At 43.9% G+C, this 23,472-nt stretch carries 28 protein-coding genes; all 28 read right to left on the bottom strand.

Going from position 1 to position 23,472, the window contains the following annotated elements:
• Nucleotides 1-91 precede the first annotated feature (91 nt).
• The 28 genes from FC49_RS09905 to FC49_RS03510 all read right to left on the bottom strand — a co-directional run bounded on the left by FC49_RS09905 (nt 92) and on the right by FC49_RS03510 (nt 23,266).
• Entirely contained in the window at nt 92-247 is a 156-nt protein-coding gene (locus FC49_RS09905) for an XkdX family protein (protein WP_235804866.1), read from the bottom strand.
• A gap of 2 nt (nt 248-249) precedes the next feature.
• Complete coding sequence (locus FC49_RS03635; protein WP_056984289.1) at nt 250-645, bottom strand: hypothetical protein; 396 nt, start codon at nt 643-645, stop codon at nt 250-252.
• A gap of 16 nt (nt 646-661) precedes the next feature.
• Nucleotides 662-1,087 carry a hypothetical protein gene (locus FC49_RS03630; protein ID WP_056984287.1) on the bottom strand — a complete coding sequence of 142 codons (426 nt, stop codon included), beginning with the start codon at nt 1,085-1,087 and terminating at the stop codon, nt 662-664.
• Nucleotides 1,088-1,099: 12 nt separating this feature from the next.
• The gene (locus FC49_RS03625) at nt 1,100-2,518 is read right to left on the bottom strand and encodes a hypothetical protein (protein WP_056984283.1); all 1,419 of its coding nucleotides are present in this window, start codon (nt 2,516-2,518) and stop codon (nt 1,100-1,102) included.
• Nucleotides 2,519-2,534: 16 nt separating this feature from the next.
• Entirely contained in the window at nt 2,535-2,846 is a 312-nt protein-coding gene (locus FC49_RS03620) for a hypothetical protein (protein WP_156402464.1), read from the bottom strand.
• A complete protein-coding gene (locus FC49_RS03615) occupies nt 2,839-4,560 on the bottom strand; it encodes a GH25 family lysozyme (RefSeq protein ID WP_056984279.1) in 1,722 nt (573 codons plus the stop codon). The genes FC49_RS03620 and FC49_RS03615 overlap by 8 nt, the downstream gene beginning before the upstream one ends.
• Nucleotides 4,538-6,199: a phage tail protein gene (locus tag FC49_RS03610; RefSeq protein ID WP_235804865.1), complete on the bottom strand. Its 1,662-nt coding sequence runs from the start codon at nt 6,197-6,199 to the stop codon at nt 4,538-4,540. The genes FC49_RS03615 and FC49_RS03610 overlap by 23 nt, the downstream gene beginning before the upstream one ends.
• An 80-nt stretch (nt 6,200-6,279) precedes the next feature.
• Nucleotides 6,280-7,131 carry a phage tail domain-containing protein gene (locus FC49_RS03605; RefSeq protein WP_056984275.1) on the bottom strand — a complete coding sequence of 284 codons (852 nt, stop codon included), beginning with the start codon at nt 7,129-7,131 and terminating at the stop codon, nt 6,280-6,282.
• Nucleotides 7,132-7,142: 11 nt separating this feature from the next.
• Nucleotides 7,143-11,096, bottom strand: coding sequence for a tape measure protein (locus tag FC49_RS03600; RefSeq protein WP_056984273.1), 3,954 nt, complete (start codon nt 11,094-11,096; stop codon nt 7,143-7,145).
• A gap of 40 nt (nt 11,097-11,136) precedes the next feature.
• Entirely contained in the window at nt 11,137-11,313 is a 177-nt protein-coding gene (locus FC49_RS10040; RefSeq protein WP_003715135.1) for a hypothetical protein, read from the bottom strand.
• Between the two features lie 2 nt (nt 11,314-11,315).
• Nucleotides 11,316-11,819 (bottom strand): hypothetical protein, encoded by a 504-nt coding sequence (locus FC49_RS03595; protein ID WP_056984271.1) that lies wholly within the window; start codon nt 11,817-11,819, stop codon nt 11,316-11,318.
• Nucleotides 11,820-12,081: 262 nt separating this feature from the next.
• Nucleotides 12,082-12,495 (bottom strand): phage tail tube assembly chaperone, encoded by a 414-nt coding sequence (locus FC49_RS03590; RefSeq protein WP_056984269.1) that lies wholly within the window; start codon nt 12,493-12,495, stop codon nt 12,082-12,084.
• A 59-nt stretch (nt 12,496-12,554) separates the two neighbouring features.
• Nucleotides 12,555-13,268, bottom strand: a complete 714-nt coding sequence (locus tag FC49_RS03585) for a phage tail protein (RefSeq protein WP_056984266.1) — start codon at nt 13,266-13,268, stop codon at nt 12,555-12,557.
• Nucleotides 13,268-13,654, bottom strand: a complete 387-nt coding sequence (locus FC49_RS03580; RefSeq protein ID WP_056984264.1) for a DUF806 family protein — start codon at nt 13,652-13,654, stop codon at nt 13,268-13,270. Before FC49_RS03580 ends, FC49_RS03585 begins: the two co-directional genes overlap by 1 nt.
• The gene (locus tag FC49_RS03575) at nt 13,654-14,046 is read right to left on the bottom strand and encodes an HK97-gp10 family putative phage morphogenesis protein (RefSeq protein ID WP_056984261.1); all 393 of its coding nucleotides are present in this window, start codon (nt 14,044-14,046) and stop codon (nt 13,654-13,656) included. The genes FC49_RS03580 and FC49_RS03575 overlap by 1 nt, the downstream gene beginning before the upstream one ends.
• Nucleotide 14,047: 1 nt before the next feature.
• Nucleotides 14,048-14,356 carry a phage head closure protein gene (locus FC49_RS03570; protein WP_235804864.1) on the bottom strand — a complete coding sequence of 103 codons (309 nt, stop codon included), beginning with the start codon at nt 14,354-14,356 and terminating at the stop codon, nt 14,048-14,050.
• 7 nt (nt 14,357-14,363) lie between these two features.
• Entirely contained in the window at nt 14,364-14,720 is a 357-nt protein-coding gene (locus tag FC49_RS03565) for a head-tail connector protein (protein WP_056984259.1), read from the bottom strand.
• Nucleotides 14,721-14,739: 19 nt separating this feature from the next.
• Complete coding sequence (locus tag FC49_RS03560) at nt 14,740-15,912, bottom strand: phage major capsid protein (protein WP_056984256.1); 1,173 nt, start codon at nt 15,910-15,912, stop codon at nt 14,740-14,742.
• Between the two features lies 1 nt (nt 15,913).
• A complete protein-coding gene (locus FC49_RS03555) occupies nt 15,914-16,630 on the bottom strand; it encodes a head maturation protease, ClpP-related (RefSeq protein ID WP_056984254.1) in 717 nt (238 codons plus the stop codon).
• Nucleotides 16,611-17,807 (bottom strand): phage portal protein, encoded by a 1,197-nt coding sequence (locus FC49_RS03550; RefSeq protein WP_056984253.1) that lies wholly within the window; start codon nt 17,805-17,807, stop codon nt 16,611-16,613. The genes FC49_RS03555 and FC49_RS03550 overlap by 20 nt, the downstream gene beginning before the upstream one ends.
• 18 nt (nt 17,808-17,825) lie before the next feature.
• The gene (locus FC49_RS03545; protein WP_003715213.1) at nt 17,826-18,008 is read right to left on the bottom strand and encodes a DUF1056 family protein; all 183 of its coding nucleotides are present in this window, start codon (nt 18,006-18,008) and stop codon (nt 17,826-17,828) included.
• Nucleotides 17,998-19,890, bottom strand: coding sequence for a terminase large subunit (locus FC49_RS03540; protein WP_056984250.1), 1,893 nt, complete (start codon nt 19,888-19,890; stop codon nt 17,998-18,000). Before FC49_RS03540 ends, FC49_RS03545 begins: the two co-directional genes overlap by 11 nt.
• A gap of 46 nt (nt 19,891-19,936) precedes the next feature.
• Nucleotides 19,937-20,254: a type II toxin-antitoxin system PemK/MazF family toxin gene (locus FC49_RS03535; RefSeq protein ID WP_056984247.1), complete on the bottom strand. Its 318-nt coding sequence runs from the start codon at nt 20,252-20,254 to the stop codon at nt 19,937-19,939.
• The gene (locus FC49_RS03530) at nt 20,244-20,513 is read right to left on the bottom strand and encodes a type II toxin-antitoxin system RelB/DinJ family antitoxin (protein WP_056984244.1); all 270 of its coding nucleotides are present in this window, start codon (nt 20,511-20,513) and stop codon (nt 20,244-20,246) included. The genes FC49_RS03535 and FC49_RS03530 overlap by 11 nt, the downstream gene beginning before the upstream one ends.
• Before the next feature lie 44 nt (nt 20,514-20,557).
• Nucleotides 20,558-21,013: a phage terminase small subunit P27 family gene (locus FC49_RS03525; RefSeq protein WP_056984241.1), complete on the bottom strand. Its 456-nt coding sequence runs from the start codon at nt 21,011-21,013 to the stop codon at nt 20,558-20,560.
• A gap of 234 nt (nt 21,014-21,247) precedes the next feature.
• The gene (locus tag FC49_RS03520) at nt 21,248-21,757 is read right to left on the bottom strand and encodes an HNH endonuclease (protein ID WP_056984332.1); all 510 of its coding nucleotides are present in this window, start codon (nt 21,755-21,757) and stop codon (nt 21,248-21,250) included.
• 209 nt (nt 21,758-21,966) lie between these two features.
• On the bottom strand, nt 21,967-22,647 hold the full coding sequence (locus FC49_RS03515; protein WP_156402461.1) for a hypothetical protein: 681 nt from the start codon (nt 22,645-22,647) through the stop codon (nt 21,967-21,969).
• Nucleotides 22,648-22,801: 154 nt separating this feature from the next.
• Nucleotides 22,802-23,266, bottom strand: coding sequence for an ArpU family phage packaging/lysis transcriptional regulator (locus FC49_RS03510; RefSeq protein WP_056984237.1), 465 nt, complete (start codon nt 23,264-23,266; stop codon nt 22,802-22,804).
• Nucleotides 23,267-23,472 lie beyond the last annotated feature (206 nt).

Below are 23,472 nucleotides of genomic sequence, written 5' to 3'. Positions count from 1 at the left end.
TTGTCATTTGAAATGACTAAACCCGGGGCTTTCTATGTATTGTGTATTTCTCAGGCGACTATATATCAGCTATATCCAGCTATCTAACAAGCTATACAGCTGGTGTCGTGGCAGGAGCGTAGTCCTTGCCGGTGATTGCCTTGTATCCAGCGACAGTTAGAACTGCGTCGCCCAACTTTACATAAAAGTCCAAATCAAAGCCAGTCGTACCATACATAATTTTGCAAAAATCAAACATTGCTCCCATAATTACTTACCTCCGTTTGCGTTGTCCTTTGCGATAAAACTAGCTACTTGAGCACCTAGCGCTTGAAGCGCTTGTGCGTTCTTCTGGTTATCAATCACAAGTTGCCCGACTTGCTTACCCAAGGCGCCCAGGGCTTCGGTACCCTTGTCGTCTGCCGGTTGGCTAGGCTGAGTAAACTGTGGGTTTTCAGCCAAGAACTTCTTCTGTTGTGCTTCCAAGTAATCCTTGTGCTCCTCATCGGTAGCGGCTACCCATCCGGTAGGTGTCAGCTTCTGCGGCGACTGTAAGCCACTCGGATTGTCGAAACTTTCATTTGACTTGAGCTGATAACCATCGGGTTCCGGACGTGCCCCCATAGATACGAGGGTTACTGGGTCCGCATAATATACCATTGCCATTCGCTATTCCTCCTTTTTAGCATACATAGTTAAATTCAAAAACTAGATTCCAGGTGCTATCGGTGGATTCTTTAATGTCCCCACCACTGCGCACGCCAATCTTATTGTCCACAATTTGAACAATTGAATCCCAATACTGGTACTGAAGCATCCTATTCTTTGGCTTGATGTTGTCAGGAATTGTCATTAATTCAGTATATTGGGCCGCCTTGGCATTGCCTTTGATAGCACCTCGAAGACTAACCAGCTTCTTATCGCCAATTTGAACGTATTCATAGCTTACATTGCCTTGCCAGCCATTCAAAAATACGATGCCGTCATCAGATGTAGTCCAGTGGAGTTGGTCTACTACCCCTCCCATTTTTTCTACGGTATCAACAAGGCGGTTGTACTTGCCTTGCCACAAGTCCTCGCCGTGCGTCATTTTCAGTTCATCAACCATTCTTTATACCTCCTATAAGTTTGTCATCAAGTCTCGGTACTCCGTAATGAAGTCCTTATCAATCGTGAAGCCGGTTGCCTTAGCCCCCTTGAGTGATATGGTCAGCGTATAGATGTCAGTAACCACGTACACGTTTGGCCCGTCACACTCAGCAGAGCTAGGTGTTTCCAAATTAATGCCCGGCATTCTAAACCGAATGTCGGCTGGCGAAATGTAGATTTCACACTTGTTGCCATCAAAGATTGGCTGCACCTTAACTTCACTGACCTCGGACCCGCCGGCCATATCCACGTCGGCCTGGGCAATTCCGGCCCCATACTTCGACACATACATATGAACCGGTGGCATTAAGTCCACGAAGCCGTCAGCGTCCGCCTTGGCTTCGTAGGTCACCGTTCCCATGTGGATTGGGGCCATATCTTCAACAATGCCAAAGTCCCGCTCTGCGATATAGCCGGTGCCCAGCTCAATGATTGTCGTCCCGTTGGCCGTTTCACCATCACGCTTGACCCGAATCCGCCAGAAGCCGCCGCGAGCATCGTCACGGGCTTCCCAGCCTTGGGTAACCACCAGGTCGCCGGGCATGGGAACAAGAGCTGCTTTCATTTTCTCAATATTTTCATATTGGAAAACGCGATCGTGGAACTGGGCATCTTTTAGTGTTTCCTGAATCTGCTTAGCAATGGCATTCAGTGCATTGTAACGGACCAGGAGGCCCTCCTTAGGATCATCAACAGCAGCCAGTGCATCTTGTAATGCCTGCTTATACTTAGCAAGCCATTCCCCAAATTGCTGTTTGGAGTCACTACCAAGTTTGTCCAACTCAGCTGAAATTGTTGTTTGCTTGGTTTGCAAGTCAGATAGAATCTTTTCAAATTCTTTTTCATGTTCAATCCCTGCCTGCCGTAGCTTTTCCTTAGCATTTGCAATCGCGGTATCTAGGTCGCTAATATAGAAATCACAGGCCCGACCCATCTGAGCAACACCACCAAGCACTCTGAACCAGATGTTGACCCCGGTTAAGTGAGTATGGCCACCGTCATCAGAATCATCAAGTAGGCCGATAAAGCCTTTGAAAATACCTTCTTTAGGAAACATTTGTTCAGGAAAACGATATAGAGCTTGTCCATTTGCCTGACAATCCTTCGGATCACCAGTTGATGAAACAGTACCAGCGTCCGGTGCCATTTGCAGATTTTTCTTATCATCAAATGAATAGTGACCAACGTTTCCTTGAATAAAGGGTTTCATCCCCTCAACATCTAATAGTTGCCCTTGGTAGTACCATACGATTTGTAATCCAAAGTTATTATCGCCAACTCGACCCTTAAAATAAGGTGTTAGGTCAAACACTTCGGCCCCTTCTTTAGCAATATCAATCGCTATCCGGTAATGGTGACCATTGTTGTTATGCGTTACATTAACAGACAAATTTAATCCCTCCTCTCTAGCTAATTTCAGATGAACCCGTATCACTAATATCAATATCACTGGTTTCACCATCATTATCAGTAACGGTAATCCCTGCATCATTGATTAATTCTGTTTGGATTTCATCTTTATTCAATTCATTGAATTGTCCATTCAGCGAATTGATTTCACTATTAAAATTATTCAACGCTTGTTCAATTAACCGAAAGTTCTCTACTAAGTCATCATAAAAGTCTTGATCTAACGATGTTGGTAAATCGGTTGTATGCAATTTAATCTGGTTAGCCGTTTTCCTCACCCCCTTAAAATGGTGATACAACTCAGTCAACTGTAATCGTTGTCGTGACAGTCTCCCATGGATACCAGGTATCACCAGAGCCGTTCCTAATAAAAGTCATAGGCCGTTGACTGTCCAGCACTTTGAGCGTCTGACGAGCGTAGTTGCCATATGACATAGTCGACAAGACGGCAATCGAACCCGCCTGAGCACTTTTATCAAGGCCAGATCGGTCAGGAATCATAGCCGCCACCTGTTTAAGCTCATGAGAAAAGCCCTCCGAATACTCGGAAGGCTTTTTCACTGTGAATTCATCTGAGGTATCAATAGCGGCTTTTGCACTTTTTGCATTCGCCATTGCCTGAGCAGCGTCTTGCTGAGCCTGGCTAACATCAGTTCTGACCTGATCTAACTCAGCACTATGCACCAGATCGGTTGGTACTGTTGGCAAATCTTTTCGATCAACCTTTGTTTCCAAAAGTTTACTGTTAGTGTCAGCGATTGCTTGTGCCTTATCGGCGACTGTTTTAACGGCATCAACCACATCAGTCTTAGCGTACCCTGACAGGTCAACTGGTGCAGGAATGTCGGACTTTTTCGCATAATCAGCTAGCTCAGCTTCCTTTACTAAACCTGCTACGCTAGGAATATCAGATTTTTTGGCAAGGCCAGATATATCCGGTATTTCCGACTTGTTAGCCTTGACAGACAGTGCCTTACTGTTGGCGTCCGCTGTTGATTGTGCCTTTTCAGCATTGCTTAGTGCACTCTCAGCGGTTGCCTTAACAGCTTCGACAGTATCAGTCTTAGCATACCCCGACAGGTCCACGGGGGCTGGCAGGTCCTTCTTCAAGGCGAACTGATTAAAGTCCGGTAAGTCACTCCGAAGAACCACGTCTGGTTTACCCTTGATGTCATCCCAGGTAAGTAACCGTGCGGCTTGAATTTGCTGGGTAATAAAGTCTTTCAAATAAGGCAACATCCGGTGAGCGTCTTCCCGGTTAAAGAAGAACGACCCGTCTGGCCCTAATTTAGGAATCTTATCAACACCATTCGGCGATGAAACCAACATCTTTCCACCAATAATGTCAGTAGTTGAGTAATCAAAGCCAACGAAGGCCCCAGCCTTGATTTTGTACTGGCCGTCGGGATCAGTTTCAAGTTTGCCCGGTGCTTCAATCTTCTGGATTAGCTTACCAGTAATATCAACGTCTTTATCCAACTTTAAGGAATACTTGCCTAACCCAGTTAAACAATTGTATTGCCAGACGTCAGCAATCTCCGGTGCATGCTCAGCATCCCAGGCAGCTACCCACTTATAGACCTCATTCGTTTTAAACTCGTTTAAGTCAAACTGACTGTATTTACTCAACGAGGCATATAAGCCGACGTTCCAACCAGCCATTTTCCAATTCCGATAGAACGCCCGGAATATTTCCGGCCAATTTCCCGGAAGTTTGCCTTCCATGTCCAAAAAGTAGTAGGCATTGGCTGCAAGTCCTAATTCCTTAGCATTCTGGATTGACCATTCAACTTGGTTATTAATCCCGGCTTCGTAAAAATGATAGCCATGGATAACTAACCCAGCCCGCTGAGCTTGTCCAATAAAATGCTCTACACCATTATCACGAGTATTTCCGTGACCCAAGCGTAAAATGACGGCTTGAATACCATTGGCTTTCAGATCGGCAAAATCAATATCCATTTTCCCGTTGGCTGTCTTAGTTTGATACTCTGACAAATCAACTACATTCGGACTGGGCATACTGTTCCGCCTCACTTTCTGTCCAGGTTTCCTGACCACTTTGAACCGTATCAGTGTTCGTCATCAACTTATGAACGTTGCCTTGAATTGCGGCCACTTTACTACGCTGAGCATTGTCATAATCCAGAATGTTCTTACCATTGGAATTCAACGTCTCCGTCGATTGGGTGGCTTTGCTATACGGGTACCATTGATAACCTACAACCGCAACAGTGGTTACAAAGTTTTTCGGTTTAACTTCGACCCGAATTAATTCACCGGCAATTGGCCGCTTATTGTCTTCCAAAGTAGCATCAATTTCCAGATCAGGGTTTAACTTGAACTGGGTATCTGCATACTTCTTCATTTCGTCCTTTTTTTGGATAGTATCGGAAGTAATATCATCGGTATAAAACACTCCCCAACGCTTAACGCTTTCCGCGTTTTGGTACATGAAGGGTGCAAAGTAATACATTTCCTTGCTGTCGGTCGTGGTATTATCAGCATCACCATCATCCCCGCCCGACGCACCAACAATTGCGGCCATTTGGTCATTACGTTCCCACCATTGCGGGGGGTACGAAGCAATTGATTGTGTTTTGCAGGCCTGACCAGGAGCGGGTTCATAAATCATCGTTGTACTGTCCAATGCTAAACAAATATGATAGCTTGCTCCTGGTGAACCATAAAAGCCCATGTCACCCGTTTGAGGTGTGCCTACTCTATGGCCATATGGTTCCATTGACGGAACATAGGCAGGGATATTAATACCAAAATCTTTGTAAACTTGAGAGACATAACTAGAACAATCCATTCCGCTGAATGGATTACCCCCACGAGCACCACCGGCTCCTCCCCAAACATAGGGAACGCCAAGATATTTTTTAGCGTCGTTAATTACTGCTTGAGCGCCCTTACCAGCATTGCCATTGGGCAACCCGGTATCAACCGTTGTTTCCTGACTGTAACTCGCTCCTACTAACCGAGCTGAATTGCTCATATCAGTGGAATCATATGACAGAGTAATTTCTGCCGTATCATGGAGGTAATCAATCCGGTTGCCATAATTCTTGTAAAATTCATCGTGTGAATATACGCGAATGTTAAGGTTATCAGGATAAATTACACAGTCAGGCCAAGCCTCTTTGATTCTGTCTAAATAATCCTTTCCACTGCCACTAGCATACGGATCATCAACATTAATTTTATTAAACTTGCCTATTACTTGGTACGTAACTCCAAAATTATTATTTTTGAAGATACAGTCCAAAATATCCTGCGGCGTTACCTCTTTCGTTTGATCATCATCATTATCACTGGGTACTTGAAGATCCGGCTGACCATTCTTGTGATTATCTTCTGAAGTAGGCGAAAGGTCTCCCCAATCAACCGGGTCCTTAGCATTGTAACTTCGTATTCGAGAAATTTCGTTTGAAATATGAGACAGCGTTACATCAACGGTAGTGATACCCCCAGAATAATCTGGCTGAATTTGCTTAATCATGAACCACTGATCCGTAATCTTCACCATGTTCTGGACTTCAAGCAGGTTGAAAGCCTCACTTCCATCATCATAAGCAGTGAGCTGTGCCTGATATGTGTTATTGACTTCCCACTGAATGTAAATTGAATCAGACAAGACAGACTGGAGAACTGCCATATTGTCTTTGCCCGGATTATTAGGCGGATTAAAATTTCCTCCCTTAGTTTCCAGGATAACCAGTGGGGTAGTAAGTTCGCTCATATCAGGTAAATAAAGGGAAAACTGAATGTAATATCTACTGAGTTAGCTCCAGTACACTCAATATCATTCCATTCAGGATCTAAACTAAGATGGCCAAAGTCAGTCTTACCGTTTACCTGGTTACCATCTAAATAAGTCGACAGCAACTGTCCATCCCAAATAATCGTATGGCTCCCGTCACTACTTTCGTTATAAGTCCAGGTTGTATCAGTGGTCTTATTATGAACTTTTAAGGAACTACCGTTGAATTTGATAATCATCTTCAAATCATGATTCTGAAAATACGGGTCGACCTTAATATCACTGGCATTATAGACTCTAAAACTGCTGGTCATAAAGTGGTAGTTGAGCACATCTCTGCTTGGGATATTCATACCAAACTGCCATCCTGCTTGCTTGAAAGTATAAGGAGAGTCCGAACGGTATAATGAATATCGATATGGCTTCGGTAGATCAAATGGAATGGTCAGGTTAGCATAATTAGCACCTGACTGGATCGGGCTAATATCAAACGCATTAACATAGCCAAAATAAACTTTGGCGCTATTGATATCAGTCCGAACCCGAATCAGCTTTCGTTGACCAAACAGCTTGTAAATTTCATGCTTAGCCAATTGGTATTCTTCCCAATTCCTAGTAAACAACACGAACCGCTCATTAAAGGTTCGCTTGGCTAATGTTTGACTTACAAAAGAAGACCCATCTTTGCCAGATAGGTCTTGGTAATTATTGGTAAACTGTGGCGATGAACTAGCGTCATCAACCCCTAGATACTTTAAATCCGGGATTTTATCCGTGATATTAAACTCATCACCATTGCCAACCTTCATCTTAAAAAATGGTTCCACTAGCTTACCTCCTAGCTATATGCTCTCATGGCGGCATCCCGTGCTTGCCTCTTATAAAGTTGCTTAACGTCGAAAGTCCCCTGGTCCTTGATTGCTTGAAGTTGGCCACCATTTAGATTAAGTAGCTGACTAAACATCCCCAACAATTGGTCGAACTTCGTGTTCAACTCACGCAACTCTCGGTGATCATCTGCGCTTGTTGTTGCGGCACTATGGGCCGGCTCTTCAGCATGGAACCGAGCAACAATTTCACCTAGCAATTGGTAAGCCCGAGAACGTTTTGACATGTCCAGTGGGACAATCATTTCTGGGCGATTGTACTCACCGACTTCATACATGCCGTGTTTGTTGATTAAGCCACCGTTTTCCCAACCATGGCCATTACCAACATTCCCCCAGCCACCTTCACCACCACGTTCCAGAACGTGGATAGCGGCTAGTATTTCGTTGTAACCGTTCCGCCAATCAGTATGACCTGGTAAAGCATCAGCAGCCCAGGTAGACCCCGCAAATTGAAGAAGCCCCCGAGCTTCATTGCCACCAGTATTGGCATCAACATAGCCATGCTGAAATGCCAATGGATTACCGCCAGATTCGGTCGCAATTTGCCGCAACAGTTTTTCAACTTTCCACGCCACCGGCTCTACACCTAATTGGTGGAAAGCACGAATAATGTAGGGACGCCAACGTTCAACACCAGCACCGCCGGGATTCGTTAAGGTTGCAAACTGCTTCTTAATCCATTCCCCCATCTGCTTAGCAATGAACTTCGGAACATAAGTAATCAAACCACTAGCAAACTTAACCGGTGTGGAAACCCGAACGAACTTCTTGAAGACCGATTCCATGAACTCAATTGGGTGGCTCATGATCTTGTCGACATCTTCCATCATACCATCAAGGGCGTCCCCAGCAGAGTTAACAATATTACTGAACATATCAGATAAGACACCAACCCCATCTGCATAGTGAGGAATTTTCCCCATCATTCGCATCAACGAATAACTACGTTCACCATCAAGGATGGAGGTTCCCTTTGGCAACGGTACAATCATGTCACGAACCGCTGGGAACATTCCGATGACACCGTTAGGTAAGCGGTACAATTCCCGATAATAGCCGGTCTTGCCATCATTGACCTTGGCAAAGCCACCAGGGTGCGCCCCCTGTGTACCAGTAGCATAACTAGGCATTGGTACTTGCCAAGTGCCGCCGATTTTTGGTGCCCCCAGCTTATCCAACACCCAGTTAATTCCTTTTTGAATTCCACCAAGCATATCATTAAATGGCTTGATAATACCCCGGACCAGGTCAACAAAGTGGGTATGAATTGCCTGCTTAGCATTTGCCACAGTATCTCCAATGCTACCCATCTTATCTTGCCAGGACTTCACCATGTCACCCAGTCGCCCATCGGTCATATCGTTTAGCTTATTGTACATATCCTTAAACAACCGCTGATGAAATTTGTTCATATCATTAGCTGTTCGCCGAGTATCATCTGCCAAACGGCCCCAATGACCACTGGTTAAATCTTTCCACGTCTTCGTTTGGTCTTCAATAACCTTGTAGCCGGCTTTGAACGTCCGCTTATGCTTTTGAAACATTCTCTGCGCCGCCTTGGTTGTCTGCCGATTCATCCAGTCCCAAGTCTTAGCGACATCTTTAGAACTGCGGTTTCCCCAAAGGGCGACGTAGTTCCAGCCATTACGAGCATCCCGACTGGCCCGATTCCACATATTCTTGGAAGTCCGTTGAACATTCCGGCTCATGGTATTCCAAGTTTTCCGGGCGTCTTTAAGCCCCCGTTGATTCTCACGGACTTGGTTACGCCAGGCAGTCTTAGTCGTTTTGGTAATTCCTTTCCACATTCGGGAAGATGTTTTTTGGATATTTTTCGATGAGCTGCTAAAGAAGTGGCCGACCTTTTTCAGGCCAGTTTTAGCAATTTTGCCAAGACCATTAACAAAACTCCGGAATTTCTTGTTGTGCTTATACAGCAAGGCAATTCCGCCCGCAATTGGGTTCACCAGGAATAAGGCAATTTGTTTCCAATCACTCTTGAACCAGTTAACAACGGCCTTAAATCCTTTGACGATGGTTTTACCAGCTTTTACCGCCAGCTTACCCATTTCACTACACATCTTCCGGAAGGTCTTGCTATGGGTATACAACAAGGTGATTGCTACCACAACTGCCTCAATTGCAATGACCCACGGGTTGAAGCCTGCAGTTACAAATTTCACGGCCAAGCCCAGAGCTTTAAAACTTTTAATAATCAGCGGCAGCTTAGCAAATCTTTTAACAATATCTACCGCCATTACGGTAGCTTGCATTGTTTTAAAAGCAACACCAACGCCTAGAATTGTAGCACCAAATGCTTTTACCACTGACTGGTGCTTAGCAATAAAGCCAATGAACTTAGCAGCTTGCACAGCTGCATTTGCCATTAACTTAGCCAGCATTTGCAGGCCATGCTGAGTATCTTTATTCTGCAAAGCACTGCTAAGTTCATTCAATCCAGTAGCTGAAACTTTTAATAATGGCTTAGCAAGTTTGGCCTGTGTAGTGGTCCATTCCTGGCGTAACCGGTGCATAGATCCACCGGCAGACTGGTCAAATGCTTTAGCGTTCTTGCTGTAGTCCTTAGAAGCCTTGGTTAGGATGTCATTAAATTGGTCAGTAGTCATTTTGCCAGACGATATTAAGTCCTTAAAGGCCTGTTGGGACATTCCTGACGCCTTTGACATGGCAGCAGTTAATCCTGGTGCCTGTTTTTCTAGCCGACCTAATGAAGCACTAGTAACTTTACCTGAACTCTCGATTCGCGACAAGCCACCGGCGAAGGCATTTGCCTGTTGATCAGATAGCTTCAATTGATCTGCCAAACTGGCGACCCCTTTGGTTAACGTTGTTGTTTGGCTAACTGAATGAGTCATCCCATAGAATCGGGTTTGCAAACCGTTAACAGCCTGCGCAGACAGATTAGTGTTCGTCTTCAATTCAGTTACTTGAGCAGAGAGTTCTTTAATGCCATTATCAGATACCCCAATATTCTTCCAGCGAGCTTCCAATGCGGCACCAGCTTTGGCAGCTTCCATCCCATTAGTAATAATGCTGTGAAACTGACTGGTAATAAAAGAAAAGCCTTGTTGAATCCAGCCGCCCATCAGATTAGCTTTCAGGACGCTGCCAAAATTAAGGGTCGTTTGACGGGCCTTTTCTTCGGCCTTGTCAACATTTAAGATCTGATTTCGGAAAAACTTCCATTTAGCTCCCTTAGGTGGTTCGAGGGCAATTTTAAGCTCTTCGGCCCGATTTTTAGTATTGGCAATCACTTCACCAGTCCGATTCAACTGTGTTTCTTGCTTTTTGTAAGCCTCACTTGTTTTACCGGATTGACGTTCAATCTCACTAAGGAGCTTCTTTTGTGTGACCTGCTGCTTTTCTAAGGATTTAAGTGAATCTGTTAATCCCGATAATTCATGTTGATTGGCTTCTCTGCTTTTTCCTTCTGCTCGTAACCTATCAACATATGCTCGTGAGGCTTCCGAGGTAAGACGATACTGCCGTTGCATTTCAGCTAGCCCAGAAGTGTAATAGCTAGAATTACCCTTGGCCTTATTTAATTGTGATTCATAACCAGCCAACTGTTTATTAGCCTGACTGATTTGCTTTTCCAAGTTTAGCCACTGGCTTCTCTGCTTACTATTCTCCTGGTTTAAGCCTTCTTGTTGCGAACGCAATTCAGCAATCTTGGCCCGCTGAATATCCATCACTTGGCTAAGACCACTAATTCGAACCTTAACTGCTTCTGAATACTGCCCCGAGCTTTTTAAGACCTGTTCTTGAGCCCGCCAGCCGCTCGTTACTGCACTAACAGCATTGCGAAAGTCCCGCATGGAGGTAATGGCCGAAATCGTATCAACGGAAATCCGGGTAGCCATTTCATTTTGAACTTTCAAACTGTTACACCTCCTTTCCAGCAAAATAAAAAGCCAGCTATTACAGCTGACTCAAACGGTCGTTAATCATTTTTTGTAATTGTAGAAGTTGTTCCCGATTGGCAACGTCCCGAATAAACTTCCGGGCGTAACTACCATACTGATAGTTACGCTGCTTATTAGGGTGCTCTTGTTGCCACTTCTTAGAAGCTCTCAACTGTGCCAGAGAAGTCTTCACAATTAGGCATCCCCTTCTAATTCTTCAGCCGGTGTTTTCCGTCCTTCAAGATGGTAAAGTCGTTCATCAATGGAATCAATCATTTTTTGGTAACTTTTATCAAGCAGGCCACCTTGTTTTATGGAACCCGGATATAGATAGTGCTCAATTAAATCTACCGTATTACCTCGATCAACAAACAAAGTTAAGTGGGAATTAAAAGTGTAAGTGACTTCTTTCCCCTGAGCTTTTTGACCAGCTAGAGCGCCAAGAAATCCTGTACCGAAGCCACCAATTATATTACCAATAATGGCTCCCCAAATTGGGTGCCCCTTATTAATCGTATTCTCGTCTTTAGACCACATATGGTCCATAATTTCTGAATAACTTATCAATTGCGAATCAGCAATCGGACTCTCTTTGATAAACAGCCGCTTCTTTTCATCATCAAAATACATATCAAAAAAAGGAATGTTATCGCTTTGCTTATACTCTTTGTAGAATGCTTTGGCTTCACGCTTATCCATAGTCATCCCCCTAACAGCTTAATTATATAACTTATTAAGCTATTAAGGAAGCCCTTATGTGATTACTAGCCACCAAACATTTGATTCATCTTCTTGAACCCTTCCGCAGCATTGATTGGCCGATCTTCACGAGCCTTAGCACTTTGGATTTTTAGAAGCTCAAAATAATCTTCCCGATCTAGTTCAGATGGCAAAATACCGGACTGAAGCATTAACTGTTGACGGAAATAATTGCGATCTTCGATTTCCTGCTTATAATCTTCTATTGCCCGTCTGAGCTGGCCGACCGTCCTTTTGGGCCCGCTTTTGCTTGTTCCTTTTCGTAAGCAGCTTCCGGAACGCCCTTGATTCGATTACATACGTAGCTTAGATATTCACCCAGAACCTTAAAATCAATATGGCCCTTAACGACACCCAATTGTTTATCAGATAGTTTAAGAACATCCTGTAGAAATTTAAGTGACTTTTGGACAAATTCCCGTTCCTTCTTGAGCATTACTAAGGTCTGATTCATGCTATCTTCCGAGCCGGTACTTTGATCCGCTTCTTCCATAGCAGCATTTAACGAAAGCAGGGCAATCATCATTTCATCAGCTTTATCCACGTTGGTCAAATTAGCGTGAACGTTGACTGAATTTTTAAGTCCGATTTTATCCGTCTTCAATCTTACAACCATTGTTTCCCCTCCTCATAGCCGCCCTTGCGTATTGTGTATTTCAGTGGCGACTCATTACTTTAAGCAGTTGGCTTATTAACGTCCGCCTGGTTGGTATTGGTAAAGCTATCGGTTCCAGTGGCTTGGATGTAGGAAGCCATCGGATTATCACCCTTATACCCGCCAAACACTTCTGCCAGCATAACATCATAGCCCTTCCAGGACTTGGAGTCCCCAGTGTTATACATCTTATAAGACTGCTGTGACCCATCCACATTTAGAAAGACGTTATTGGGAATTGGTGCCATTGCTTGGTAAGCGAAGGCCGCATTACTATCAGTTTCGTTCTTATTAGAAGTCCCGTGGTTCCGGGTTGGAATAATCATTTCACCATTGGCAAAACCTTCAAAGAACCAGTTGCCGTCAAAGTCATGGGTGGCTAACAAAATTGCAACATGAGGCTTCTTACTTCCCAATACGCGACCGCCATTAACAGCACCATAACCAACCATCTTACTAGCATCGTCAAATGGGATATCCAACATCGTCAGAGCCAGCTGAGGAGTCGGAACCCCGTGATTGATCCGCTTAACCTTGTTGTTAGCGTATTGCTGTTGACCAGCTTCTTCAAGTGCAGTGACGTTCGCAGTGGTAGCACCGTCACCGTCACCATCCCAAAGGGCAATCCCAGCAGCACCGAGGCCGCCCTTATCTGGGTCAGTAATTAGGACTCCTTTGTCATCGGTAATCCCACCCATGACAAAGTCGATTCCTTTAACAGACATACCTGCCATTATTTTTCACGCTCCTTTATTATTAAATCCTTGGCAAAATAAAAGACCTTGTCCACTTGCTGTGTGTCAGGGTCCTTTAAATGATTTCTTGAATTTTCGACTGTCCAACCATCCTTAACAAATAGCTGGGCAATTTTCATTTCTTCATCCAAAGTCGATAACTCCAAATGAAGTTTGTAAAAGATATGAACTTCTACGCCAATTGTCCAGCCCTTGAAGGTCTGGTTAGCATAATAGGTTGGTTCGTTTAGCCACTCGCTAATGACGCAAATGGTCTCGGAAGTTTTGATTTCTACCCCCTGAGGAACAGCTTCCCGGTAAAAATGATTTATCCACGGAAATTTATCCCCCATCAGCTCCAACGCTTGCTGCGATGGCAGTTTCATTACTTACCACCCAGCCTTTCATCACAGACCTTCTTTTCGGCCTTAAAGACATCATCCGCAGAGGCACGGCGGGCATTATCCACAAAATGAGTAGCTGCCATCTTAATAGTGCCATCGTTTAGAAAACGGGCAATATAGGCCTTTTTGCCAAACCCAACCGTAGCATTTCCATTATCTTCACCGTTAATATCAGTCCCCTGACTCATAACATTATCTTGAAGGTGACCGTACTTCACATCCTTGTGGTTAGTCCGTGGCGTAGCTTCCCGCAGCCGCTCTTCTAATACCTTAGCGCCAGCACTGGTCATCGCCTTTTGTACTTCCAAGTTCGGAACCGCGAGCTTTTCCACCTGATTAACAAACTGGTCAAGCTGCAAGCCAAAATCTCCCATGCTACTCATCACCTTTCGTAACGTCTTTTAACGTAATCAAGTCGTAGCGTTGTAGTGAGTGACTATCATCTCGGCTAATCGCGACAATGCGATAGGTTACATCAACATCCCCATCAATTTGTGCCAGCATGGACTTATCAACATGGTACTGTGACCGCACAGCAACCACGATTGTGTCTTCTAGCTTCGTCCCCAGCAATGAATACTGTTGACTTTGAGAACGCTGATAAAAGGCACAGTGCAACCGCTGTTTTGATACAAATTGGGCAGTAGTGCCATCGATGGTGCCTGTATCGACCTGTTCTGTCACTCCAAAATCAATTAGATGGTTGAGCCGACTGATCGCTAGTTTCATCATCGTCACCTACTTCCAATTCGTAGCGTCCCCGCAGCTGACCAATAATGCTATTAACAGTCAAATTAATGGGAAATGTCTGAGTATCAGATAAAGCCAACCTATATTGATAGTAAGTCGCTGCCAATGCCTTGACGGCACTTTCAAACAGCGGCTTAACGTTATCCTTAGCATAGAAGGCTTCATTATCGCCAACGGCGTTCTTAATGAACTGATCAGCAGCCGTAATATACCCCCGTAATAGGTCATCGTCCGCTGACCCGTCCAGGTACAGTAATCCTTTAACTTGTTCTAATAACTTATCATTTGAATCAGCCAATCAGCTCACCTACTTTCATCTAGGCCGTCTTACCGCTATCTGCTGGGGTAGTAGCTGCTTGGTTGGCTACTTCCTTAAATGAGCCAGTTGCCCATGCACCATCATCTACAACCTCAACATCAAATCGGTCAATAACCCGAATCTTAGTTGTATCAGTTTCAAATGAACCACCACCAATGTTAGTGGACAGTAAGGACATATTTTCACGGTCAAATAAGGTAATACCTTGCTTCAAATCACCAAAATAGATTGGGTGAGCACCGCTAACATCCGGCAACCAGCGGTCAGCAATTACAGTAACAGTCTTTCCATCTAACCGGTAAATATCAGGTTGAGTAACATCACGTTGAAGCATGTAACGACCTTGTGCATCCTTAACCTTAGAAAGAACATTGAAACCTGATTGGTTGGTTACAAATGTTGATGTTGCCATAATGGCAGGGTCAAGAGTGTTGTTTTCAAGGTCCTTAATATCATCAAATTTTGCAATCGTTGGCTTCTTAGCAGCTTTTCCCATTGCTTCAATAATCTTCAGATTACGAGTAACCGCTACTTTCTTGGCAATCCAAGTTGATAACCAAGCCATAATATTTTCAACAGAATCCTTTAGCAAAGAATCCGTGACGGTCGTAATTCCTGCATAACGATGAATAGCATACTTAATTAATGTCAATTCAGGATCATCATTGTCACCAATCTTAGCCGACTCATCATCAAGGTCGGCTAATGGAGTAATATCTGACAGCTTTTCGTAATTCCGTGAACCCGAAGTAGTCGAAACTGATTCAACATTAACTAGACCTTGCAAAGTAGCAAATTGTCGTACCAATTGATTGATGGTGTACTGAACATCGGTTGGGATTGTTAATCCGCCATTACCTTTCCCCTCTTGAGTTGAGGTAACCATGTTCTTGAACTCCTTTACAAATTGATCCCGAACACCTTTTTGACCGTCATCTAATGGTTGCTTGTCCTTATTATCCATCTGGCGAACTTCTAAAGCCCGCGCTTCATCAAGCTGGTCCTTAATAGCGTCCCGTTGTGCTGCTAGGTTATCCCGTTGCGCCTTCATGCTCTTGAAAGCATCTTTATCAAAGGCATCATCAAGAACCGCCGCGTTTAACTTGGCGTTCATGCCATCGACCTTTTGGCCGGCTGAAATCCAAGCATCGTTTAATTCATTAATTCCCATTTTATTCATCATCCTTTCCTAGTAAAATCGCCAACTTCTGGTCACGTAGACTAGGGGTTAGCTCCTTCTCCTGTGAATTATCAATTGTCTGCGCTGGCGCAGGCTTTTTGGATTGAGCTAGTACCGTGCGGATCTTATCCATCGCAGTAGCATTTAACATTGGCGTGGCAATAGCATTAACCACTTGTGGCTGCTGAGCGCCAGTTGAAATATTATCAACGAACCCTTTATCCAGGGCATCCTGTGCCGACATCCAGGTTTCATTGGCCATCATTTGCAACAAGTCATCACGCCCCAGGCCAGTCTTCGCCTCATAGGCATTGATAATCGATTGGTCTGCCACGTCTAACGACTTCGCATCATGATTTAGGTCGTCCGCGTTTCCCGCCGTGTACATTGAAGCCTTGTGGATCATCATCTGTGCAGTTGGTGACATATTGATTTCATCCCCCGCCATCGCAATTACCGAAGCGGCAGAAGCGGCTAGTCCTTGGATATTAACAATTACCTTCCCTGAATAGGCCTTTAGCATCGTATAGATTTCGGAAGCAGCCGCGACACTACCCCCACCAGAAGCAATATCAACCTCAACACTGCCATCATTAGTGGCTAGTGCGTCTTCAACCTGCTTAGGACTGACACAATCCATCCCCAGCCAGTTGTAAATCACGGCATCGTCATTACTTGATACCACACCTTTAATCGGAATCTTCGTCATCGCTATCACCTCCCTTCGTTGAATTATCATTGCCAGATACCACTTGAACGGCTTGCACTTGTGCTTGCGGTTTTTCCTTTTCTGGCATATTTTCAGGTAGATACCCTGCTTGTTGAAGTAGCCAGGTAGCCTGATTTGCACCAATTGTGCCGTTCTTTTGCAAGTTAGAAATGCTAGTAACATAAGCATCCCCAGTTGGATCAATCACAGGCCGCAAGTCCATTTTGATACTGCCAGCTAGTTTGTTATTCAGTTCGGCTGTAACCGACTTCGTAAAGCGTGATAGTGATTGCAGGTAGTTGGCATTCATCATGTCGATAGAAGATTGCTGGTCCCCCTGGCCGTTGATTACACTATCACTGACTCCATACACCTTCGCAATTTGTGCTCCGGTCCAGCTAGCCTGATTGAGCAGCTGGGCAACATTACCCTGAATTTCTAAGGGCTCATATTTTTCCAAGTCGTCTAAGACAATTGGCCCATTATCGGAATCGTTCATTTGCTTCATGAATTCCTTTGACCGTTTAGCCTTCATCTTTCCGTTCAATAAGCCACCCTTAGTAATCGACAGCACCCCAGGGGCCATGATCGACCGCCCTAGCGCCGCTAATGTTAAGCGGTTGGAACTATCCCGAATTGCCAGCTCATCAGCTAGTGAAGCCAGCGGACTAATCCCTGTCTTCCCACCGTTTTGTGATAGGAGGCGAAGATGAATCATGTCGCCCTGGGGAATTGCTTGCTGGTAGCCAACCGCTGGTTCATCAAAGGTCACGTTGTAAATCAGTCCAGAGCCGTCCTCTAACAAAAAAGGCGTAACTTGTGACGGTCGTAAATACTCCCACTGAGTATCAGTCCCGTTATTGTTACGCCAGCGATAAGCATAGGCTTCACCGCCCAAGAGCAATTGGGCAAACATTGATTGCCAGAACGCGTGAACATTTGAAGTTAACGTGGGGTTGTCCAGGATTCCCTGTGTCCGTGATGACTCCGCGATAAACTTAGCGTCTGCCATATCTGCTGATAGCTGATAAATCAGCGAGTAAATATCAGAGTTCTTCAAGGCTGTCCGAGCATTAACATACTTACTTTTATTATCTGGGTTCAGAAAATGAAGCACATCATCATCTTCTGCAATTGAAAGTCCAGGGCTAACTTTAGGCATTTTGAATACAGGCATTACTTTCACCTCCCTTCATTACTTTGGTGGAGACGAAAGATACTCTGTTGCCAATCCAACCAGGATAAAGGCGACGCCAATACTCATTAATCCGGCAACTTGGTTAATTAAAAAGCAGCCCCAGATAATGAAACCCAAAGCTGCCAAGAAGCAGAGAATGTCAATATACTTCCAGATTACTTTCAGGAAATTAGCTATCATCGTCATCACCTCCTAGCAGTCCTGATTCTTCACTCTCAAACCATTCTTTAACTTGCTCACTGGTCATTAGGTCGACCTGCTTACTCTTGTTGTTAGCCACGCCAAAATCTTCAAAATGATACATTGCCTGGTAAAGAGCATCAATAATGGCATCGACCACGTCAATCTTCAAGGTTGCCTTGGCTTTATCAACCTGAATGCCAATCTTATCTTCAATAATTTCCGCGTTAATCAGCGCCTTTTCCATGATTTTGTCATCATCACGGGTAATGGTCCCTTCAATCATGCCCTTTTGTAGGAACTTAGTTGGGTCCTTTAGCTCACTGGTCCGTTGACGAATCGGCTCCAGTGGCCACTCGGTATTGATTTCCATCTGTTTGATGGCCGTTGTGGCTCCCCAGGCATCATAACCAAAAAACATCACCTTGAAATCGTGGTCATGAACATAGTCCAACAGCCAATGGTAAACCTGATCATCGTTGATTAGGCCTTGCGGATGGGACGTAATCGTACAATAGCCGCGCTTAGCCAACTCCCGGTACTCAATCCCATCCTGCTTTTCCTTTGCTTCAATGGACCCGGCCTTATTCCAGGGAATAAAGCTGTGCTGTTTAACGTGCCAGCGAGGATTGCCTTGGCTGTCCGTATACGGGAAGATGAACGCCACCGCCGTATTGTCACTGAACATGGAATAGTCAAAGCCCATATATACCTGCCGGCCATCAATCTTATTGAATTTTATCTTGGCCCGCTCAATATCAGATAACTTCAAATAGCTATTAGTAGCCTCTTGAAGCCAAAGATTAAGACTCTTGTTTTGGAAGTCATCAATCGAACCGGTCAGCATATCTGAATCCCGTTTATCCCTTAATCCGTCCAATAGAACATCCTTTTGACCAGGTAGGTATAGTAGCGGATTAGACTTATACCAGGTCTCTTCCTTGAAAGTTTCATCAAGGCTATCCTGCGCCCAAATCATCCCCAACATCCGGTCACCGTCACGTGAATAATCCTGCTCCATGATTTGTTGGACTACCTTTTGGTCACTATGAAATGGTACCGATGGGTCCTGATAGGATGTTGAAATTTCAATGTATTGGTGATTGGGAATTTTAGACTGACCAGACATAATATCCTCGCTGCCTTTACGAGTAGCTACATTTCCAATTTCATCAAAAATGGCGGTCGTAAAGTGCTTAGAATCATATTTATCAGCATTCATTGACATGGGCCATAAGTTATTGTTGGTCTTGCGCATCGTAATTCCAGCATGATCCCGAATTACAATATCCTGTTCCTTTGCTAACTGAGCAAAAATTGGCTGCCGGCCAAAAATAATTTTCAACATGTGGTTGATATAGCCATAAAGTTTCCCGGTCTGATCATAGTTAGAGGCTGTAACTAAGAAATCCTGGTTTGCTAATCCCATGGACTCAATTAAAAAGCAGTAAACCATGTAGATAGCCATTAGGTAGGTTTTCCCCTGTCCACGAGCAACCGAAAGAATGACCCGCGTGAAGCGTTTCTTATTCTTATCATCCCGCCAACCAAAAATCATGCCAAAAATGAATTTTTGCCAATCCATCAACGTCGTCGGTTCGTCAGTATCCACATTCGGGGCAATCTTGGCAAACTTCAAAATTTTATCAACTTCGTTCAGGTCATAATGATAGCTAAACGTTTCTTGTTCTGACCGTTGCAAATCACGCAAATGTCGAAAAGCCGCCAGTTTAATCAAATAGCCGCTGATAATTTTTTCATCAAGGACATCAAAGGCATACTTAGTGGCCGGATCATGATACTTATGACGAACTACTGCAAAATCACATTGATGGTAGGCACCAATCACGTCATGAGTTTGCGTTAGATCAATTTGCTGCAAGGAAAATCACCTCCAAAATAAAAAACATTGCAATAACTGCAATGCCCTATTCCTTAGTTTCTATGAAAATGGCAAGATTACGGATATCCTCTGTGCTCAACCTACCGATACGCCGAAACTTCACTGACTTTGGCAAACCCACCAAATTCAACGTATCAATATACGACGCTTTACGCAATCCAGCTTCTTCCAAATCCTTTATCTGGTAATAATGACGTTGGATACTAGCGGACTTGGACCGGTACTTAGTAGTTATCTTGTAGACAATAATTTCATCATCATTAATTTGGCGAACCAATACAGGACGGCGCTTGCCTCCATTCGTCCAAGCAACAAACGCTGTATAGATTTCATTAGTCTTCATTGAAAAAGTCCTCTAGTTCTTTTTGCGTTCTTAAATGTTTTACTGGTAAGCCTTTAGTAGCACGATCCAATTCCATTTCCGCACGCTGACGAGGCGTTAAAGAGAAGCTCAGAGGTATTTTCCCTGTTGCTTCAATTTCTTTATACAGTGTGTTTACCACTACTGAGGGTGTTACCCCGATTTCTTTCATGATTTCCTCAGCATTATCCGCAGTAGTCCGATCAACATTAACTTGCACTTTTTTTACTTTGGTTGGCATAATATAATCACTCCTAACTATATTTTGATTATATTATACTACAATCAAATTAAACCTGCTTCCTTAAACTGTTCTGCCATTGATTTCTCTTTCTTATGACTGGCAATCTGCATTAGTTCTTGGCGGGCCTGGGGCGAAAGGCCTAATTGTGACCCGATCGACTTCAATTGTTTCAGTGCATCGTTCATTGTCGCCACTGCTGGATTCTTCCGGTAGCCAGCGAAATCTTTGCCGATAATATTACCTGTCGAATCCTGCAAGGAAACATACAACTTGCTTTGAATGCCGTTTTCCTGAATATCCTTGTATGCTTGACGATAAATTTCATATTCAGAGCAGTATTGCTCCACCACCGCTGCGTCGATTCGTTGGACCCGTCCAGTGCTCTCTAAAAAGGGCACGATTTTCCGCCAACAGGAGCTTGCTAAAGTGCCCAAATAGTACGGCGGTTTGGGTGGCAAATGCCCGTCATTCTGGCGATAGTAGACCTTTTTTGACACTGGTTGGACCTCCTTTCAACTTATCTGACCCCCCGGGGGGTAAAATTTTTAAAATTAGCGTTTGTGTGCAGGACGATGGCAATGTGTGCGCTCTTTTTTGAGCAGCAGAGGGGGGGCGGGGTGCTTTTCATTTCCCAGTTCGATTTATTATCCTTAATAGTTTAGTATTCGTCCCGTGGCTTCTCTGGGGCTCTCGTGGGGATGTCATTTTTTCTAAAGCATCCTCTACTAAGACTAGCTACCATTATCCTTATTCATTAGATACTTAATACTTAGTACATCATGTAACTCGGCGACTCGCTTGCGCCGATTGTCAATGCCTGTGCCATACCATGAATGTTCCCAATCAGTTTTAAGGCGGCGACACTGACGGCAAATGGTAGCTAGGTTATCTAAGCTATCCTTGAGTGCACCATCATATTCGATGGGTACAATGTGGTCCACTGTATTACTGTTAGGCTGACCACAATACTGACAGATGTAATGGTCACGTTCTAGTGCCTGCTCCCTTAGCCGTTGCCATTGACGACTACGGTAGAACTGGTACTGATCATGCTTAGTAGCATTGCGGTTACGAGTTTGGGCATTGTACTTGTGCTGATATTGTTGATTGTGTGACCGTGCCCAACGTTGCCTATTGGCTTGGTACCCTGCTTCATGTTCATAGTGTTGCTTGCAATAATGTGCTGGTAGTTGCACCATCGCATGGCAACCCGGATACCGACATCGTCTAACCCTTGGCATCTCACCACACCTCCGTTTAGAGTTGTCCAAACTAAAAGCCGGCACACTCTTGGAATATGCCGGCTTGTTCTTGCTATGTAATTTTTCATATGTATACTGGGCCCGAATCAGCATTTGATGTTCTTGCCAACTGCTGACTAAGCCGTACTGTTTCGTATTTCGCATTATTCCTCCAAACAAAAAAGCCAGCGCTAGGCTGACTGAATAAATTAGAAATTATTTTGAGTATAAAATTCTTTCATTTGTTTTATAACGTTTAGATACCTTCGTTTTTCAAAGTCATCTGAAAAATCCTCACCACTCTCTTTAAGTTTTTCAAAATCGACAATAACGTCATCAACATTAAGGTAATGCTTATCATCAAATCTTGGATATTTCACAGATATGCAGTTATCGATATTAGTGTCAAGATTGTTGCTTTGTCTTATCGAAATCAATTCTGCTGCATAAGCATCAATTGTCTTGACTTTAACAGCAGTAATTAATTTTTGCATTTGAGGATCAGCATCTATATCTAGAGGAAGATTCTCTATTCGTTTTAAGAAATCAACTAAATTAGCAGAACGTGAAGAAACGCTTAAATACCCGTTAAATATTATGCTTGTCATTACTACTTCTAGTAGTGGATAAATAGTATTCTTAAACTCGCCATATTCAACCAGGGCTTTATCAACTTTCTGTTTATAGCGTTTTAGTTCCAATCTATCCTTCTTAAAAACCAGCTCTTTAATTTCTGGAGAAAGCACAAACAGTGCAGCCAGGATAAATATTGTCCAGCAAGAAATAAAGGTAACAGTAACTTTTGGTGACATATTTTTCACCCCAATAAATAAATAACCTAAAATGCCTATCACCAAAATAATTATTTTAAATGTTGTATTATTTTTCATAATAATCACCCAATTAAACATAATACAAAAAGCCTAGCCAAATGACTAGACTTCTTTGGGTGATTAGAATGGTCGTCGTTTATTTTTCGACAATACTATCCTAGCACCATTATAGTCCCGTTCGTTTCCCGCTGGTGACCTGCTCACGACCCTTTCATGACCCGTTTTTCTCAAACACCAGCAAATTGGGGATGATTTCACTGTCGACGTTGTTCTCCCACGCCTTGCATTCTAAGCAGTCCGCAAATTCAAGACAGGCATGCTTATCAGCGTTGGTATACGTTTCGTGTCCATACCGGTTAACCAGTGGCCGCACATCATAAATATCCCAGCCGTCAATGTAACGCTTCTTAAGAATAACTTGGCTCATCTGCCGGCAACCAGCAATTGCATCATCAACTGTCCGCTTAGCCTTGGCGTACTCAGCAAACATGACCATCATCTTTTCGGTCGAGTTACCGAACCTTGAACCACGGATTCCCGTGATGTCCATCTGTGGCGACTTTAAGCCATACTCACCGGCTCGCCGCTTAATCGTGGGATAATACTCATCTTCAGAGAAAAACTCACGAACCTTTTTGATTGTTGCTTTTTTATCTAACGTTGGCACTAAACCCACAATTAGCACGCTCCTTTGATATAATTGATGTGTTAGTTGATAAGGCATGCTCTGTTATGGGGTGTGTCTTTTTTAGTTTCATACCACAACAAACAAAAAACTTAGTACACCTGCCACCAACTCAGACACTAGCCACCAGCCGAACAGGCCAATTAGAACTAGCAGCATCGCAATCCAGATGATAGTGATGCCTACAATCATGATTC

It is taken from the genome of Limosilactobacillus oris DSM 4864 (assembly GCF_001434465.1).
Lineage (GTDB): Bacteria > Bacillota > Bacilli > Lactobacillales > Lactobacillaceae > Limosilactobacillus > Limosilactobacillus oris.
The sequence above is the reverse complement of the archived record's forward strand: the minus strand, read 5'-3'. Positions and strand labels throughout refer to the sequence as shown.

Bases quoted from the DNA above. Each gene is read 5' to 3' on its own strand.
- FC49_RS03595 (WP_056984271.1), bottom strand. From the start codon at position 11,819: ATGGATAAGCGTGAAGCCAAAGCATTCTACAAAGAGTATAAGCAAAGC.
- FC49_RS03575 (WP_056984261.1), bottom strand. From the start codon at position 14,046: ATGGGAGATTTTGGCTTGCAGCTTGACCAGTTTGTTAATCAGGTGGAA.
- FC49_RS03590 (WP_056984269.1), bottom strand. From the start codon at position 12,495: ATGGTTGTAAGATTGAAGACGGATAAAATCGGACTTAAAAATTCAGTC.
- FC49_RS03530 (WP_056984244.1), bottom strand. From the start codon at position 20,513: ATGCCAACCAAAGTAAAAAAAGTGCAAGTTAATGTTGATCGGACTACT.
- FC49_RS03580 (WP_056984264.1), bottom strand. From the start codon at position 13,654: ATGAAACTGCCATCGCAGCAAGCGTTGGAGCTGATGGGGGATAAATTT.
- FC49_RS03585 (WP_056984266.1), bottom strand. From the start codon at position 13,268: ATGGCAGGTATGTCTGTTAAAGGAATCGACTTTGTCATGGGTGGGATT.
- FC49_RS03550 (WP_056984253.1), bottom strand. From the start codon at position 17,807: ATGCCTGTATTCAAAATGCCTAAAGTTAGCCCTGGACTTTCAATTGCA.
- FC49_RS03515 (WP_156402461.1), bottom strand. From the start codon at position 22,647: ATGAAAAATAATACAACATTTAAAATAATTATTTTGGTGATAGGCATT.
- FC49_RS03545 (WP_003715213.1), bottom strand. From the start codon at position 18,008: ATGATAGCTAATTTCCTGAAAGTAATCTGGAAGTATATTGACATTCTC.
- FC49_RS03520 (WP_056984332.1), bottom strand. From the start codon at position 21,757: ATGCCAAGGGTTAGACGATGTCGGTATCCGGGTTGCCATGCGATGGTG.
- FC49_RS03615 (WP_056984279.1), bottom strand. From the start codon at position 4,560: ATGCCCAGTCCGAATGTAGTTGATTTGTCAGAGTATCAAACTAAGACA.
- FC49_RS03555 (WP_056984254.1), bottom strand. From the start codon at position 16,630: ATGACGAAGATTCCGATTAAAGGTGTGGTATCAAGTAATGACGATGCC.
- FC49_RS03535 (WP_056984247.1), bottom strand. From the start codon at position 20,254: ATGAAGACTAATGAAATCTATACAGCGTTTGTTGCTTGGACGAATGGA.
- FC49_RS09905 (WP_235804866.1), bottom strand. From the start codon at position 247: ATGGGAGCAATGTTTGATTTTTGCAAAATTATGTATGGTACGACTGGC.
- FC49_RS03635 (WP_056984289.1), bottom strand. From the start codon at position 645: ATGGCAATGGTATATTATGCGGACCCAGTAACCCTCGTATCTATGGGG.
- FC49_RS03630 (WP_056984287.1), bottom strand. From the start codon at position 1,087: ATGGTTGATGAACTGAAAATGACGCACGGCGAGGACTTGTGGCAAGGC.
- FC49_RS03610 (WP_235804865.1), bottom strand. From the start codon at position 6,199: ATGGCAGTTCTCCAGTCTGTCTTGTCTGATTCAATTTACATTCAGTGG.
- FC49_RS03560 (WP_056984256.1), bottom strand. From the start codon at position 15,912: ATGGGAATTAATGAATTAAACGATGCTTGGATTTCAGCCGGCCAAAAG.